General features: G+C 39.8%; 18 protein-coding genes. 11 read left to right on the forward strand and 7 right to left on the reverse strand.

The features are described 5' to 3' along the window. Positions 1-67: 67 nt before the first annotated feature. Complete coding sequence (locus tag H2677_RS00625; RefSeq protein WP_004909965.1) at positions 68-505, forward strand: DUF2147 domain-containing protein; 438 nt, start codon at positions 68-70, stop codon at positions 503-505. A 61-nt stretch (positions 506-566) separates the two neighbouring features. Here H2677_RS00625 and H2677_RS00630 read toward each other — a convergent pair whose 3' ends face one another. Both H2677_RS00630 and H2677_RS00635 read right to left on the reverse strand, forming a co-directional pair. Continuing rightward, positions 567-917: an arsenate reductase gene (locus H2677_RS00630; RefSeq protein WP_212638944.1), complete on the reverse strand. Its 351-nt coding sequence runs from the start codon at positions 915-917 to the stop codon at positions 567-569. 437 nt (positions 918-1,354) lie between these two features. After that, entirely contained in the window at positions 1,355-2,179 is an 825-nt protein-coding gene (locus H2677_RS00635; RefSeq protein ID WP_004909961.1) for an exodeoxyribonuclease III, read from the reverse strand. Between the two features lie 39 nt (positions 2,180-2,218). Between H2677_RS00635 and pyrE the strand changes: the two genes are divergently transcribed. Further along, positions 2,219-2,869 (forward strand): orotate phosphoribosyltransferase, encoded by a 651-nt coding sequence (gene pyrE / locus H2677_RS00640; RefSeq protein ID WP_004951249.1) that lies wholly within the window; start codon positions 2,219-2,221, stop codon positions 2,867-2,869. A 125-nt stretch (positions 2,870-2,994) separates the two neighbouring features. Here the strand turns inward: pyrE and H2677_RS00645 are convergent, their stop codons facing one another. The 5 genes from H2677_RS00645 to H2677_RS00665 all read right to left on the reverse strand — a co-directional run bounded on the left by H2677_RS00645 (position 2,995) and on the right by H2677_RS00665 (position 4,884). Further along, positions 2,995-3,192 (reverse strand): hypothetical protein, encoded by a 198-nt coding sequence (locus H2677_RS00645; protein ID WP_004951253.1) that lies wholly within the window; start codon positions 3,190-3,192, stop codon positions 2,995-2,997. 56 nt (positions 3,193-3,248) lie between these two features. After that, complete coding sequence (locus tag H2677_RS00650; RefSeq protein ID WP_004951266.1) at positions 3,249-3,476, reverse strand: hypothetical protein; 228 nt, start codon at positions 3,474-3,476, stop codon at positions 3,249-3,251. 87 nt (positions 3,477-3,563) lie between these two features. Beyond that, entirely contained in the window at positions 3,564-3,779 is a 216-nt protein-coding gene (locus H2677_RS00655; protein WP_004951274.1) for a cold-shock protein, read from the reverse strand. A gap of 454 nt (positions 3,780-4,233) precedes the next feature. Continuing rightward, positions 4,234-4,431 (reverse strand): DUF3565 domain-containing protein, encoded by a 198-nt coding sequence (locus H2677_RS00660; protein WP_168154617.1) that lies wholly within the window; start codon positions 4,429-4,431, stop codon positions 4,234-4,236. Further along, complete coding sequence (locus H2677_RS00665) at positions 4,432-4,884, reverse strand: MarR family winged helix-turn-helix transcriptional regulator (RefSeq protein WP_050041168.1); 453 nt, start codon at positions 4,882-4,884, stop codon at positions 4,432-4,434. A 179-nt stretch (positions 4,885-5,063) separates the two neighbouring features. Between H2677_RS00665 and H2677_RS00670 the strand changes: the two genes are divergently transcribed. The 9 genes from H2677_RS00670 to lpxC all read left to right on the forward strand — a co-directional run bounded on the left by H2677_RS00670 (position 5,064) and on the right by lpxC (position 15,091). Continuing rightward, positions 5,064-5,546 carry a glutathione peroxidase gene (locus H2677_RS00670; protein WP_212638945.1) on the forward strand — a complete coding sequence of 161 codons (483 nt, stop codon included), beginning with the start codon at positions 5,064-5,066 and terminating at the stop codon, positions 5,544-5,546. A gap of 223 nt (positions 5,547-5,769) precedes the next feature. Beyond that, positions 5,770-6,714, forward strand: a complete 945-nt coding sequence (gene gshB, locus H2677_RS00675; RefSeq protein ID WP_099947880.1) for a glutathione synthase — start codon at positions 5,770-5,772, stop codon at positions 6,712-6,714. Between the two features lie 229 nt (positions 6,715-6,943). Next, a complete protein-coding gene (gene murG, locus H2677_RS00680; RefSeq protein WP_212638946.1) occupies positions 6,944-8,041 on the forward strand; it encodes an undecaprenyldiphospho-muramoylpentapeptide beta-N-acetylglucosaminyltransferase in 1,098 nt (365 codons plus the stop codon). Positions 8,042-8,054: 13 nt separating this feature from the next. Next, positions 8,055-9,500 carry a UDP-N-acetylmuramate--L-alanine ligase gene (gene murC / locus H2677_RS00685; RefSeq protein ID WP_004951289.1) on the forward strand — a complete coding sequence of 482 codons (1,446 nt, stop codon included), beginning with the start codon at positions 8,055-8,057 and terminating at the stop codon, positions 9,498-9,500. A 110-nt stretch (positions 9,501-9,610) separates the two neighbouring features. Next, positions 9,611-10,537 carry a D-alanine--D-alanine ligase gene (locus tag H2677_RS00690; protein ID WP_004909930.1) on the forward strand — a complete coding sequence of 309 codons (927 nt, stop codon included), beginning with the start codon at positions 9,611-9,613 and terminating at the stop codon, positions 10,535-10,537. 6 nt (positions 10,538-10,543) lie between these two features. Next, positions 10,544-11,401, forward strand: a complete 858-nt coding sequence (locus H2677_RS00695; RefSeq protein ID WP_212638947.1) for a cell division protein FtsQ/DivIB — start codon at positions 10,544-10,546, stop codon at positions 11,399-11,401. 65 nt (positions 11,402-11,466) lie between these two features. Next, the gene (ftsA, locus tag H2677_RS00700; RefSeq protein WP_004909921.1) at positions 11,467-12,729 is read left to right on the forward strand and encodes a cell division protein FtsA; all 1,263 of its coding nucleotides are present in this window, start codon (positions 11,467-11,469) and stop codon (positions 12,727-12,729) included. Between the two features lie 166 nt (positions 12,730-12,895). Further along, positions 12,896-14,077, forward strand: a complete 1,182-nt coding sequence (gene ftsZ, locus H2677_RS00705; protein WP_004909919.1) for a cell division protein FtsZ — start codon at positions 12,896-12,898, stop codon at positions 14,075-14,077. A 111-nt stretch (positions 14,078-14,188) separates the two neighbouring features. After that, the gene (gene lpxC, locus H2677_RS00710; protein WP_004909915.1) at positions 14,189-15,091 is read left to right on the forward strand and encodes a UDP-3-O-acyl-N-acetylglucosamine deacetylase; all 903 of its coding nucleotides are present in this window, start codon (positions 14,189-14,191) and stop codon (positions 15,089-15,091) included. Positions 15,092-15,134 lie beyond the last annotated feature (43 nt).

The raw sequence follows: 15,134 nt of genomic DNA on the forward strand, positions 1-15,134 counted from the left end.
TTGCAATATCGATTGAAGTTCTCAATACTCTTGGTCTTGAAAAGACCCCCTTAAGGATATTACAAAAATGAAGAAAATTGCTTTAGCATTTGGATTGCTCGGTTTAACAACTTTTGCCAATGCGGCAGATGCGCTTAACGGTAGTGTTTGGCAAACGATTGATGATGAAACTAAACAACCGAAAGCGATTGTGAAGTTTACAGAGCAAAAAGACGGTACGCTCAATGCATCAATTCAAAAATATTTAGTTGCTGGTCAGGAAAATGCCTGCACTAAATGTGAAGGTACTTTTAAAAATAAACCGCTTAAAGGCGTGACAATTGTTCACGGTCTTAAAAATGCAGGCGGTACAAATTATGATGGCGGTTCTATCATTGATCCTAAAAATGGTAAAACTTATAAATTGAAAGCTGAAATCATCGATGGTGGTAAAAAGCTTAAATTACGTGGCTACATCGGCGTTGCAGCATTAGGTCGTAACCAAACTTGGATTCGTACCAACTAAACCGAATTCGATATAAAAAAACCGAGTGTAAATCCACTCGGTTTTTTATTGTTTGCTTATTTTAAGCCGATAAATTTGCATAAGCCGCTTCATCAAAACCGATCATATAACCTTGAGGAGTTTGTAAAACTGGGCGTTTAATCAAGCTCGGTTGTGCGATCAATGTTTCAATCAGATTTGATTCGTTACTAGTCGCATGATTTTGTTCCGCTTCGCTGAGTTTGCGCCATGTGGTGCCTTTTTTATTTAATACTTTGTCTGCGCCAATCTCTTTCAGCCAAACTGTTAAAGTTTCAGCATCAATGCCTAGTTTTTTATAATCATGAAATTCGTAAGCAATTCCTTTGGCAGTTAAAGCATCGAAAGCTTTTTTCATCGAATTGCAATTTTTAATACCGTAAATTTTAAACATACTGAAAAACCGTATTGAGTGATTAAAAGATTTATTCGAAAGCCTAACGTAAAAACTGACTCAGTTGCCAATCGATATTGTTTATAAAGTTGATTGAGAGATTTCTAAAAGATGGGTGATTGATTAAATTGTTCTTATATATTGAGCATAAAAGCTAAAGACAGCGTCAAGAAAAAATCGAATATCTAAAAAAGAGAAAACCCGCATCTAATCATCCTGATCATGCGGGTCTCATTTCAACGTCCAATGTCTCATCCTTGCAAATAAACTTAAATTAAGTTTATTTTATCTTCCTACGGCGTCCTATCCCTTCTGGTCATCCTGACCGCTTCCCTGTGCCGTGGTGCTATAATGCCGTTACAGGGGATAAATAAAAATACACAAAAAACGACACGATATGTAAGCTAAAGAAGCGGTCAAAGTGAACACTTGTTCACTTATTCGTTTATTTTGTAGTCGATAATCACAGGAGCATGGTCGCTAAACCATTGTTCTTTATAGACCCATGCATTCGCTGTACGTGCTTTCCAGTCTGGAGAGCAAGCTTGATAGTCGATGCGCCAACCGACATTTTTCGCACGAGCTTGACCGCGATTTGACCACCATGAATATAATTCTGCTTCTTGGCGGACTTCACGGAAAGTATCCACATAGCCCAAATCATCATAAATGTGATCAAGCCATGCTCGTTCATGTGGTAAGCAGCCTGATGATTTTTGATTGCCTGACCAGTTTTTAATATCAATACGTTTATGCACGATATTGTAGTCACCACACACGATGATCGATTTATTTTCATCTCGCCATTGTTTTAAAATCTTGGCGTATTCTAGTAAAAATAAATCTTTACGTGCTTGTGCATCTTCACCACTTGAACCTGATGGTAAGTATAGAGAAGCAATATGAACAGGATGTGACAGTCCTAAATCAAACTCCGCCGTGATAAAACGCCCTTGAGAGTCAGCAAGTTCAAAGCCAAGTCCATTTTTCACCGTAATAAATGGCAAACGGCTATAAATTGCTGTACCTGCATAGCCTGCACGTTCAGCAGGAAATAAGTGCGTATACCAACCCTCAGGTTTGAATTTATCAGTCCATTGTTCATGGGTGATGCGGCTTTCTTGCATACATACGACATCCGCATCGGACTGTTCTAACCATTCAAGTAGACCTTTGGTCACTGATGAACGTAGCCCATTTACGTTAATTGAGACGACTCGAAGAATTTTTACATCACTTGGATAGCTATCCTTTGGTATCATGCGTATGTTTAACCTCAATTGATGAATTTGGAGCACCTTATGACAACGCCTGTGTCATTTAATCCGCAAGCTTTTATTGAACTCGCATTATCACGTGGTGTGCTTAAATTTGGTGAGTTTACCTTAAAATCAGGTCGTGTCAGTCCTTATTTCTTTAACGCAGGTTTGTTAAATGATGGTGAAGCACTCTCTCTTTTAGCACAAGGCTATGCAGATAAATTGGTTCAGTGTGACAATGTCGGTGTGATTTTTGGTCCTGCGTACAAAGGCATTCCTTTTGTAGCAGCAACTGCGGTTGCGTTGTCTCAAGTACATGGAAAGAGCGTTCCTTGGGGTTTTAACCGTAAAGAAGCCAAAGATCATGGTGAAGGAGGGGTGTTGGTTGGTGCATCGGTTGCAGGTCAAAAAGTTTGGATCATTGATGATGTGATCACTGCGGGGACTGCGATTCGTGAAGTTGTGACTATCTTAAAAAATGCTGGTGCAACGATTGCAGGGGTATTGGTTGCCTTAGATCGTCAGGAACGTGGTCAAGGTGAGCTTTCTGCGATTCAGGAAGTACAAAAAGAACTAGAAATTCCAGTACATGCATTGATTACCATGAAAGATTTGATGGATTATTTAGATGCAAAAGGCGAGAAAGAAGCTTTAGCCAATATGCAGGCTTATCGTGAGAAGTATGGTATCTAAGTTTTAAGTAAAAGAGAAAAGGAAGCAAAAGCTTCCTTTTTTAGTTTTGAAAACCGACTTTATATCGGGTTTCTACTTACTCAGTATTTCATTTAAATAAGATAATTTTCAATAATTCTAAATATTTATACTATCTCGAAAATTTTTCCGCTTAGGTTACTTTGAAAAAACATTTCAAGACTGGGTCTTATGTTTTCACCTTCAACTGTAATGTGTTTTATATCAGAAAATAACTGGGTGTTTTCGAAGTTATTATTTACGGTCGCTTGAATAAAGTGCTTAACACCAAATTGATCTTTTACGCTGATACTTTGCTTTAACATCTATTCACCTTTATAAAATTCTTAGAAATAATTAAAAAACAATTTTTTAATTTTATTCAAATAACCTTTTGATTAAATTTAAATAATTGATTTAAAGATGTGTAAAAGGTACGACCATCTAAGTTTAAATCAACTTCAATACCTGATTGTAAAAGGACTTTTTTGCCAACTTCAATTTTTTTAAAACCTTGACGCGTACTTTGCATTTTATTTATAGGAATTAATGAAACTATAATTTCAGTACCATTTGGAGATTTTGCAATCAAATCATGTGTTTCTAACAATTGATATCCTTTTTTAATTTTGATCTAAAAAAACAAGTTTTAAATTATAAAAAGTACGTGTCGGTACTTTTTATAATCTTTTATTTATTAGAGGGCTGTAATATTTACAGCATTTGGTCCTTTTTGACCTTGAGCTATACTGAATTCAACCATTTGACCTTCAAATAAGGTTTTAAATCCTGAATTCGATATCTCGCTGAAATGAGCAAAAACATCGGGACCTGATTCTTGTTGAATAAAACCAAAGCCTTTAGTCTCATTGAACCACTTTACAGTACCTTTAACAGTATTTGAGTTTGACATAGTATATCCTATTGATTTTTAATGGTTTATTTAAAATATTGTAACTTTGAAAATAATAAATAATGAAACTTAAAATCTAAAAAACGAAGGATTATTACTAAAACTACGATACTGCAAGAAGATTTACCGAGACAAAACTTTTTTCTAGTTAAGCCGAGTATACACTAAAAAATAAGATTAACTTATATATATATTTATTATTCTTATTGATATGTATAAATAATTGAATTTATTATAATAATATTGATTATCTGTGAATGGGTTATTTAGGTTCATAATCATAGAATTGTGTTTTAATTTATTGAGTGCTGTTTTAAATATATAAAAACCATAGGGTTATACAAAGTTGGTCTTAAAGTAATGATAGAGTTTGGCTGTGATTAATTCTGAATAAGAAAAATATTTGTTGTAAAGCTTAATGTGGTTCATATCTCGACATTTAACGTAGTCGGCGTTACACAAATCTCAGTTCATCACACTTCTTACATTCCAACATCACCCCTAACTTTTCCTTACGCCCTTGCTCCGTCAACACCCAAGGGCGATTTTGCCACGGTGGGTCATGGCGCACATGCTGCGTATGACCACAAGCGAGATCAGCTACAAAATATCCTTCGTCATCGAGATGAAATCCAACAATAGCTTGCTGCATTTATTCACTCAAACTTTCGAGTTTAGAATCCTCTAAACCCTTTAAAAAACGATGGCATAGATTATGAATTGCCACCAAATCATTCGGATCAACACCCAAAGAGCAGGCAAGTTTAAAAGGAATTAAGGTAATTTCATCTTTTGCAGCAAGTGCTTTTTCCAGCAAGATTACCTTCTTCATACGCTCATCTTCTTTTACCGCAATGCGCTTTAAAAATTGCTTTTCTTCAAGTTTTTTAATAATTGGCGTCAGCGTGCCTGAATCAAAAAAGGTCTTTTGTCCAATTTCAGACAACGTCACATTGTCCTTTTCATACAAAGCCAACAGTACGATAAATTGAGGATAGGTTAGGTCGTATTCCTGAAGTAAGGGACGATATTGACGAATCATTGCGTTGGTCGCGGAATACATAGCAAAACACACTTGATTATCCAAGTAAGAAAATTCAGTCATGCTTTACTCCTCAAGGTCACCTTTGCTAGCTCACAGTATAGTTTGGTTAGCAGGAAAAGTATATTGCGCATAATTGACTTGCATACAAGATAATTGTGTGCAATATTAATTCGCATAGCTGAACAAATAGACAAAGCTATTAAGCAAATAAGATGGATTGAATCAGAGCGAGATGTTGTATGACCACAATTTATGATTTTCAGGCTGAACTTTTAGAAGGTGAGCAAAAGAACCTTGCAGACTATCAAGGCAAAGTTTTATTGGTAGTGAACACTGCAAGTCAATGTGGCTTAACCCCACAATTTGAAGGGCTTGAGAAGCTATATCAAGACTATCAACAACAAGGTTTGGTGATTTTAGGTTTTCCATGTAATCAGTTTGCAAACCAAGACCCATCAAGCAATGAAGAAATTGGCAACTTCTGTCAGCGCAACTATGGTGTGTCATTTCCTATGTTTGCCAAAGTCGATGTGAATGGTTCAAATGCACATCCGATTTATAAATACCTCACCTCAGAAGCCAAAGGTATTTTAGGTAGTGAAAGCATCAAATGGAATTTCACCAAGTTTTTGATTAATCAAAATGGCGAAGTGATTAAACGTTATTCTCCAACGACCAAACCTGAAAAAATTGGCAAAGATATTCAGAAACTTTTGGCTTAATTTGATGCTGAAAGCGAATGCTGCACGAATTACTGGCAATGAAATCATTTGCCAGTAATTTTATAATTTTTATCACTCAGAAAATCGTCTATTTAAATAAATCGAATCTAGTGATCTGAATAAATTAGAATTTTTTAGATTTAAGAATTACATAACTTGTTTAAACATCATCACTAAACTTCGCTATACTTTTTGCCAAGATTAAAAATACGAGCGTCAAATTATGCGTGTACTTGTAGTGATGGACCCAATCGAAACGGTAAATCTTAAGAAAGATTCCACGATGGCAATGTTATGGGCGGCAAGTCGTCGCGGGCATGAATTGGGTTATGCATTACAACACGATTTATATATTGATCAAGGTAAAGCATTTGGTCTGATTGCACCGCTTAAAGTCTTTGAAGATTATGATCATTATTATGAGTTGGGTGACAAGCGCAAAGAGTCATTGGCTGACTACGATGTGGTGTTGATGCGCAAAGACCCACCATTTGACATGAATTTTGTCTATACCACTTATATTTTGGAACAAGCAGAACGTGAAGGCGCTTGGATTATTAACAAACCTCAATCCCTACGCGACTGCAATGAAAAATTGTTTGCAACTCAATTCCCAGAACTTCAAGTGCCCACTTTAGTGACTTCGCAACAAAGCCTGATTCGTGAATTTATTAAAGAACATGGCGATGTGATCGTAAAACCACTCGATGGAATGGGTGGAATGGGGATTTTCCGTTTATATCAAGACGGCGTAAATATCGGTTCAACTCTAGAAATGCTCACCGAAATGGGAACACGTCCAATCATGGCGCAACGTTATATTCCTGAAATCGTCGAAGGAGATAAGCGTATTTTGATGGTGAACGGTGAACCTGTACCGTATTGTTTGGCACGTATTCCACAAAATGGCGAAGTGCGTGGTAACTTGGCTGCGGGTGGTCTAGGTCAGGCGCGTCCACTCACTGAAAATGATAAAATGATCGCAGCAAAAGTGGGTCCTTTCCTGCGTGAAAAAGGCTTAGTTTTTGTCGGTCTTGATGTGATTGGTAATTATGTGACAGAGATTAATGTCACGAGCCCAACCTGTATCCGCGAGATTGATGCACAATTTGGAACATCGATTGCAGACGATCTATTTAATGTCTTAGAAGCAGGTCGTTCAAATTAATCGAGCTGTTATATTTTGACCCAAATGCCCATTTGTTTTTTGCGAAAATTAACATACGAATGGGCATTTAGATGTCGACAGAACCATGTTTTTAGCAAACAATTGAAAAAAGCTACGCTTTCTGTTGTAAACAGGTGAAATTCGCTTTTCGTGAATGAAGCTTTAGGATTAAAATAACTCCCGAAAACAATAGACGATAACCTTCTTTTTTGAGTTGAAGAATTAGACCGTGACCAATTCGCCACAGAACAAACCCAAACATGTCATGATGATGGCCGCTGGTACAGGTGGACATGTCTTTCCAGCACTTGCAGTTGCGAAACAACTTCAACAAGAAGGTTGCCAAGTCTCTTGGTTAGCCACACCATCGGGTATGGAAAATCGCTTACTCAAAGATCAAAATATTCCAATCTATCAAATTGATATTCAAGGTGTACGCGGTAATGGTTTAGTCCGTAAACTCAGCGCACCTTTTAAAATCTTAAAAGCGACCTTAAGCGCTATGCGCTACATGAAACAGTTGAAAGTTGATGCAGTTGCAGGCTTTGGTGGTTATGTCGCAGGGCCAGGTGGTTTAGCTGCACGTTTACTTGGTATTCCTGTATTAATTCATGAGCAAAATGCGATTGCAGGATTTACCAACACCCAATTGGCTCGTATTGCCAAAACCGTGTGTCAGGCATTTCCAAATACTTTCCCAAACAGTGATAAAGTCGTCACCACAGGCAATCCTGTACGTGCGGAAATTAGTTCGATTTTGAATCCTTCTTGGCGTTATCAAACCCGAGAGCAGGAGCATCAACCGATTAGCATCTTGATTGTGGGAGGGTCATTGGGGGCACAAGCGTTGAATGAGCGCTTACCCGCAGCATTGAAAAAAATAAATGCGCCTCTCAATGTATTCCATCAATGTGGTCAGAACCAACAGGATGTCACGCTTGAGCGTTATCAAGATGCGCCAGCGAAACTAAAAGTTGATGTTCAGCCATTCATTCATGATATGGCAAAGGCGTATAGTGAAGCAGATTTGATTATCTGTCGTGCGGGTGCGTTAACCGTCACAGAGGTTGCGACAGCAGGAGTTGCTGCTGTTTTTGTTCCACTACCGATCGCTGTAGATGATCACCAAACTGCAAATGCGAAGTTTTTAGCAAATGTTGGTGCGGCTAAGATTTGTCAGCAAGCAGAAATGACACCTGATGTGTTGGATAAACTGCTAAGTAGCTTGATCAATCGTCAGTTACTTTCTGAAATGGCAGTTAAAGCACGTCAACAAGCACAACCAAATGCTACACAGCATGTGGTTGATCTGATTAAAAAATTGTAATTCGAGTCCATCTATGTCACCTACAAATCCAAACCAAGCCAAAAAGCTAATCAAAGTGCCTGAAATGCGCCGTATTAAAAACATCCACTTTGTTGGTATTGGTGGTGCGGGGATGTGCGGTATCGCAGAGGTATTAGCCAACCAAGGTTATAAAATTTCGGGTTCAGACATTAAAGCCTCAAAAACTACAGCGCAACTCGAAGCGAATGGCGTTAAAGTCTTTATTGGACATAGCGCTGACAATATTAAAAATGCCAACGTTCTTGTTGTTTCAACAGCGATTGATCCTGAAAATCCAGAGATTAAAGCCGCGATTGAACAACGTACACCGATTGTACGTCGTGCTGAAATGCTTGGTGAGTTGATGCGTTATCGTCATGGTATTGCAGTTGCAGGTACTCATGGTAAAACCACAACGACTAGTTTATTAACAACGATGTTGGCGGAAGAAAATCTTGACCCGACATATGTGATTGGTGGATTGCTGAATAGTACAGGGGTAAATGCGGCACTGGGTGAAAGCCGTTTTATCGTGGCAGAAGCGGATGAGTCAGATGCTTCATTCTTATATTTGCAGCCAATGGCCGCGATTGTGACCAACATCGATGCCGATCATATGGACACTTATGAAGGTAGTTTCGATAAATTAAAAGATACCTTTATTCAATTCCTACATAACTTGCCGTTCTATGGCTTGGCTGTGGTATGTGGTGATGATGCCAATATTCGCGAAATTTTACCGCGTGTTGGGCGTCCAGTACTGACCTATGGTTTTAATGAAGATAATGATGTACGTGCCGTTGACGTTGAACAAGATGGTATGCGCTCACATTTCACTGTATTGCGTAAAGATCGTGAGCCATTACGTGTCACGATTAACCAACCAGGTTTACACAATGTCCTAAATGCACTTGCGGCGATTGGTGTTGCGACAGATGAAGGTGTTTCTGATGGTGCGATTTGTCGAGCTTTAGAAGGCTTTAGCGGTGTTGGTCGTCGTTTCCAAGTTCAAGGTGAATTTGAAGTTGGTGAAGGCACTGTTAAACTCGTTGATGATTATGGTCATCATCCAAAAGAAGTTGAAGCAACGATTAAAGCAGCGCGTGCCAGTCATCCAGATCGCCGTTTAGTCATGATGTTCCAACCACATCGTTTTAGTCGTACTCGTGATTGCTTTGATGACTTCGTGGATGTTCTTTCGCAAGTTGATCAACTTTTATTGTTAGAAGTTTATCCAGCGGGTGAAAAGCCGATTGTGGGTGCAGACAGCCGTGCTCTTGCGCGTAGTATTCGTTTGCGCGGTCAGGTTGAGCCGATTTTAGTTGATCCTGTTGAAGGAAATTTACCAAACGTTTTGCAAAAAGTGTTACAAGCGAATGACCTGTTATTAACACAAGGTGCGGGTAACGTCGGTGCAATTTCGGTAGAATTGGCTCAGCATCGCTTGTATGCCCAATAGTTTTAGAAAATTCCTCCCAACCTTCTTTTAACAAAGAGCGAAGTTTCCCTCTTTCATAAAGAGAGGGCGGGAAGATTTAGAGAATTTAGAAAAGTTTTAAGGATATAAACGTGTCAAATGCTGCAAAATTCGGCAAAGTTGCTGTGTTATTTGGTGGGAAGTCGGCTGAGCGTGCTGTGTCATTAGACAGTGGTCAAGCTGTATTAGAGGCTTTATTGCGTTCAGGTGTACAAGCAGAAGCATTTGATCCACAAGAAAAAAGCGTAACTGAGCTTGTTGCCTATGATCGTGCATTTATTGTATTGCACGGTCGTGGTGGTGAAGACGGACAAATTCAAGGTGTGCTTGAGTGGTTAAATATTCCATATACAGGAACGGGCGTTCAAGGCTCTGCGATTGGTATGGATAAAGTAAAAACTAAGCAAATTTGGCAAGGAAGTGATTTGCCAACAGCTCCATATCGCATTATCACAAAAGATTCTGATTTGAACTCAGTTATAGCAGATCTAGGTTTGCCTGTGATCATCAAGCCTGTACATGAAGGTTCGAGTGTCGGGATGAGTAAAGTTGAAAAAGCAGAAGATTTTGCTGCGGCAATCGAGAAAGCGACTCAACATGATGCAGTGGTCATGGCTGAAAAATGGATTACGGGTCGTGAATTCACGATTTCTTTCCTGAATGGTCAACCGTTGCCAGTTATTCGTTTGCAACCCCCAGCTGATGTCGCATTTTATGACTACGAAGCGAAGTACCAACGCAATGATGTGCAATATGGCATTCCGTGTGGTTTGAGTGAAACTGAAGAAAAGTCTTTGCAAGCTCTATGCTTACGTGCATTTCAAGCAGTAGGTGCAGAAGGTTGGGGACGTATTGATGCGATGCAAGATGAGCAAGGTAATTTCTGGTTGTTAGAGGTAAATACTGTACCTGGTATGACCAGCCACTCGCTTGTACCTAAAGCTGCACAAGCGGTCGGTTATAGTTTTGATGAGCTTTGCCTAGCAATTTTAGAGCAAACTTTAGCAAAGTCGGCTTAATTATTCATGGCTCAACTTCCTGCATCAATGCGTCGTAAAACACGACCTGCCATCAGCTCTATTCATGAGAAACCGCCTTCGCCTAAACAAAAAATGGTGAACGCGGGTGGTTGGCTGCTTCTTGTTGTTGCATTTGCCGTGCTTGCAGTTGGTCTTTATGGCTTATATAAAGTTATGACAGATGCAACTGTTGCACAATTGCAGGTGGTGGGTACTCAATCAGAAGTTGAGAACCAACAGTTGGTTCAACATCTCAATCCTATAATTAAAGATAATTATTTCACTTCAGATTTAGAATTAATTCGTGATCAGGCGTTACAAGTCACATGGGTTGATCGGGTGGTAGTATCACGAGCTTGGCCAAATGCAATTCGTGTGCGGGTGATGCCGCGACATGCGATTGCACGTTGGGGAACAGGGCGCTTGCTCAGTGATAATGGTGATGTCTTTAGCGAAGCTGTACCAAAGGTACATCCAAACTTGCCGCTTTTGCATGGTCCAGTCAGCCAATCCAAAATGATGATGCGTCGCTATAATGAAATTAATCAGTTGTTTTATCCTGCAAATTTGCGGTTAAAAGAGCTTTATTTAACTGAGCGTATGACATGGTTCATGCAGTTTGATTCAGGTTTACGTATTATTGTTGACCAAGATCAAACCATGAATAAGTTACAACGCTTGAGCCAATTGGCACAAACGGATTTAAAACCTGTATGGTCAAAAATCTCGGCGATTGATTTACGTTACCGAAATGGCTTGGCCATTCAGTGGAAAAATGCAATGCCGCCAAAGATTGTCAATGGTCAATTAGTTGTAACGATTGATGACACAAACCTTGCGGGTGCAATTCAGGCAAAGCCATAATACGTGGCTTGAAAATAACAGGCAGTTTTGCCCGTATAAACAACAAAAGATATGGTATTGAAGTAATGAGTGAAGCTGTTCCCTCAGTTGTTGCGATTGATATTGGGACTCATAAAGTCTCAGTTTTGATTGGTAAGATCCATGCACCGGATAAAATCCAAGTGATTGGCATGGCAACTGCTCGCAACCGAGGTATGGTTAAAGGCAAGATTGTCAGCTTAGACAAGGTGATTGCTGCCATTAAAAATGCAGTATCCGAAGCAGAAGATATGGCGGAATGTCGTATTCATAGCGCGTGGGTGTCGATACCAAGTACTGAATTACAAAGTTTTTATGCTTCAGGTCGCACTCCTGTCGCAAATCATGATCATATTATTACGACAAATGAAGTAGTTAGAGCGTTAGAGTTGGCTAAAGCGAGCCATGTGACCCCTGATTATTATTTGGCAAGTGCTGTGCCTTTAGGCTTTGAGTTAGGTGACTCTGCTGAATGGGTACAAAATCCTGTGAATATGTCAGCACATAGCATGACAGGACACTATCAGTTGATGATGATGCCGATCAGCACCATGCAAAACCTTGATCGCGCGATGAAAGGTGCGAACATTGGTGTTGAGAAAATGGTGGTATCTTGCCTTGCAACAGCTGAATCGAGCTTGCTGAAAGATGAAAAAGAATATGGTGTTTGTTTAGTTGATATTGGTGCAGGTATTACCAATATTGCAGTTTATTTGGATGGACGTTTGGCATTAGCACGTACTTTACCGCGTGGCGGTGAAAATGTGACACGTGATATTGCAGCAGTTTTACAGACTACAACTGAAGAAGCCGAACGCATCAAAATTTTACATGGTTGTGTCGATATCAGTGTGGTCAAACCAGACCATATGATTCAAGTTCAAGGTATTGATGGTACGCAAACCATCAGTCGTATTGAGCTTGCAGAAATTGTAATTGCACGTTACGAAGAAATCTTTACATCTATCCGTGAAGAGTTAGAGCATAGTGGTGCAATACATGGTTTATATCATGGTGTTGTACTCACAGGTGATGCTTGTCAAATTGAAGGAATGGTGAATTTGGCACGTCGTATGCTTGGTGTATCTGCACACTTGGGTAATCCGCCTTTGCAAGTTTATGCTGAAGATCAGCACTTACCTGCATTGCGTCGTTCAATGTATGCGACAGCGGCAGGGTTGTTGATGTTTAGCCAAAGTGACTTACAAGATGCTGTTGAAGAACCTGAAGAAGCGAATGATCGGAGTTTTATGGATCGTGTCGCAAATGGTTGGAATGCACTCAATAGCAAGCTTAAGGCGATTTTCTAACTTGTAGGTATTTTGGGGAAAAATTGTTAGGAAGTTGTAATAGTAAGTCACTGGACTTGACAAGCTGAGTAATATTGAACAGCATCCTAGGCATCAGTAGTTTTAAAAATCAAGGCAGTAACGGGCTGAAGTAACTGCCATTTATATATTAGGAAATCTAAAGGTCATGGCCTCATTTGAATTTATAGAAGATGAACTAGACGATGGCAACGGTCAAGCCCGTTTCACAGTATTTGGCGTGGGTGGTGGTGGCGGTAACGCTGTTCAACACATGGTGCAGTCAGACATCAAAGGCGTAAAGTTTGTTTGTGCAAACACGGATAAACAAGCCCTAGATAGCATGAATGCTCCATTCAAGATCCAGCTGGGTGAGCAAAGTACTCGTGGTTTAGGTGCAGGTGCAAATCCAGAGGTTGGTCAGATTGCTGCTGAAGAAAGCCGTGAAGTGATTCGTCAACATCTCGAAGGCACGGACATGGTTTTTGTCACCGCAGGTATGGGCGGTGGTACAGGTACAGGTGCAGCACCTGTGGTTGCCGAAGTAGCTAAAGAAATGGGTATTTTGACCGTTGGTGTTGTGACAACCCCTTTTAATTTTGAAGGTCGTCGTCGTCAAAAATCAGCTGAAAAAGGTATTGATGCACTTGAAGCACATGTAGATTCGTTGATTATTATCCCAAATCAACGCTTACTCAGCGTGTATGGTGACATCTCAATGAAAGATGCCTATAAAAAGGCAGACGATGTATTGTTAAATGCTGTTCGCAGTATTTTTGACTTAGTGGTAAATCGTGGTCACATTAACCTAGACTTTGCTGACTTAAAAACTGCGATGAGCACACGTGGTTATGCAATGATGGGTGCTGGTTTGGGGCGTGGTGAAGACCGTGCTCGCCAAGCAGCTGAACAAGCAATCCGTAGCCCATTACTCGATAACGTGAATATTATTAACGCCAAAGGTGTATTGATCAATATTACTGGTGGTGATGATATTACGTTACGTGAAACAGAAATTATTACCGATGTGGTCAATCAAATTGTTGATTTGGACGAAGGTGAAATCTTCTACGGTACGGTATTTGATCCTGATGCACGTGATGAACTTCGTGTGACTGTAATTGCAACTGGTCTGACTCGTAATGCGAGCGAAGTTGAGGCGAAGAAGCGCGTTACGACAACGCATCATGCCACAGCACATACAGCCCAACAATCAGTTGATGAAGATGATGTACCTGCAATTAGTAAGCGTACAAATGCTGAATCACCAGTAGCGAACGCACCAAGTTCAACCCCGCGTTCTTCGCCGATGAGCATTCAGGACTATCTGAAAAATCAACAGCGTAAATAACAAAATCATATGTTTAGCTAAAGGGGGACAGTAATTGTCCCCTTTTTTATTTTTTTAAAATGGCAAAATATGCTAAGTTATATCGGTTTTTGCAAATGAAGTTGGCGTGGCATGGTGAAACAACGTACTTTGAAACGTGTGGTGAAAGCGAGCGGTATTGGTCTGCACAGTGGTCAAAAGGTGCTGATTAATTTTGTTCCACACCATATTGATGGAGGTATTGTCTTTCGCCGTATTGATTTAAATCCGCCAGTTGATATTCCAGCAAATGCTTTACTTATCCAAGAAGCCTTTATGTGCTCCAATCTCGTTCGAGAAGACATTAAAGTCGGAACGATTGAGCATGTGATGAGTGCGATTGCAGGATTGGGGATTGATAACCTCATCGTTGAAGTGTCTGCATCCGAAGTGCCAATCATGGACGGTAGTGCTGGTCCATTTATCTATCTTCTTATGCAAGGTGAGCTCGCAGAGCAAAATGCACCGAAGAAATTTATCCGAATTTTAAAACCTGTAGAAGCATTGCTTGAAGATAAGCGTGCTATTTTCACCCCTCATTCAGGTTTTCAACTTAATTTTACGATCGATTTTGACCATCCCGCCTTCGCAAAAGAATATCAATCTGTCAGTATCGACTTCTCTACAGAAACCTTTGTCTATGAAGTTAGCGAAGCCCGAACTTTTGGTTTCATGAAAGATTTGGATTATTTAAAAGCCAACAATCTTGCATTAGGTGCAAGTTTGGAAAATGCGATTGGTGTTGATGATACAGGTGTGGTCAATGAAGAAGGGCTGCGCTTCGCCGATGAGTTTGTTCGCCATAAGATTTTAGACGCAGTAGGTGATTTATATCTATTAGGGCATCAAATTATTGCGAAATTTGATGGCTATAAGTCAGGACACGCTCTGAATAATCAGCTTCTTCGCAATGTTCAAAACGATCCAAGCAGCTATGAAATTGTAACATTTATTAACGAGAATGAATGTCCTATTCCGTATGTAAGTGTGACTTAAGTCATTGTCTTATATTGTGTACGTTATATTATAACAATTAAAA

Source organism: Acinetobacter junii, from assembly GCF_018336855.1.
In the GTDB taxonomy this organism is placed as follows: domain Bacteria; phylum Pseudomonadota; class Gammaproteobacteria; order Pseudomonadales; family Moraxellaceae; genus Acinetobacter; species Acinetobacter junii.

Coding starts and splice junctions, on each gene's coding strand:
- murC (WP_004951289.1), top strand. CDS start 8,055: ATGTCACCTACAAATCCAAACCAAGCCAAAAAGCTAATCAAAGTGCCT.
- ftsZ (WP_004909919.1), top strand. CDS start 12,896: ATGGCCTCATTTGAATTTATAGAAGATGAACTAGACGATGGCAACGGT.
- H2677_RS00625 (WP_004909965.1), top strand. CDS start 68: ATGAAGAAAATTGCTTTAGCATTTGGATTGCTCGGTTTAACAACTTTT.
- H2677_RS00645 (WP_004951253.1), bottom strand. CDS start 3,192: ATGTTAAAGCAAAGTATCAGCGTAAAAGATCAATTTGGTGTTAAGCAC.
- H2677_RS00665 (WP_050041168.1), bottom strand. CDS start 4,884: ATGACTGAATTTTCTTACTTGGATAATCAAGTGTGTTTTGCTATGTAT.
- ftsA (WP_004909921.1), top strand. CDS start 11,467: ATGAGTGAAGCTGTTCCCTCAGTTGTTGCGATTGATATTGGGACTCAT.
- H2677_RS00630 (WP_212638944.1), bottom strand. CDS start 917: ATGTTTAAAATTTACGGTATTAAAAATTGCAATTCGATGAAAAAAGCT.
- H2677_RS00695 (WP_212638947.1), top strand. CDS start 10,544: ATGGCTCAACTTCCTGCATCAATGCGTCGTAAAACACGACCTGCCATC.
- H2677_RS00670 (WP_212638945.1), top strand. CDS start 5,064: ATGACCACAATTTATGATTTTCAGGCTGAACTTTTAGAAGGTGAGCAA.
- H2677_RS00635 (WP_004909961.1), bottom strand. CDS start 2,179: ATGATACCAAAGGATAGCTATCCAAGTGATGTAAAAATTCTTCGAGTC.
- H2677_RS00660 (WP_168154617.1), bottom strand. CDS start 4,431: ATGCAGCAAGCTATTGTTGGATTTCATCTCGATGACGAAGGATATTTT.
- lpxC (WP_004909915.1), top strand. CDS start 14,189: ATGGTGAAACAACGTACTTTGAAACGTGTGGTGAAAGCGAGCGGTATT.
- H2677_RS00655 (WP_004951274.1), bottom strand. CDS start 3,779: ATGTCAAACTCAAATACTGTTAAAGGTACTGTAAAGTGGTTCAATGAG.
- pyrE (WP_004951249.1), top strand. CDS start 2,219: ATGACAACGCCTGTGTCATTTAATCCGCAAGCTTTTATTGAACTCGCA.
- gshB (WP_099947880.1), top strand. CDS start 5,770: ATGCGTGTACTTGTAGTGATGGACCCAATCGAAACGGTAAATCTTAAG.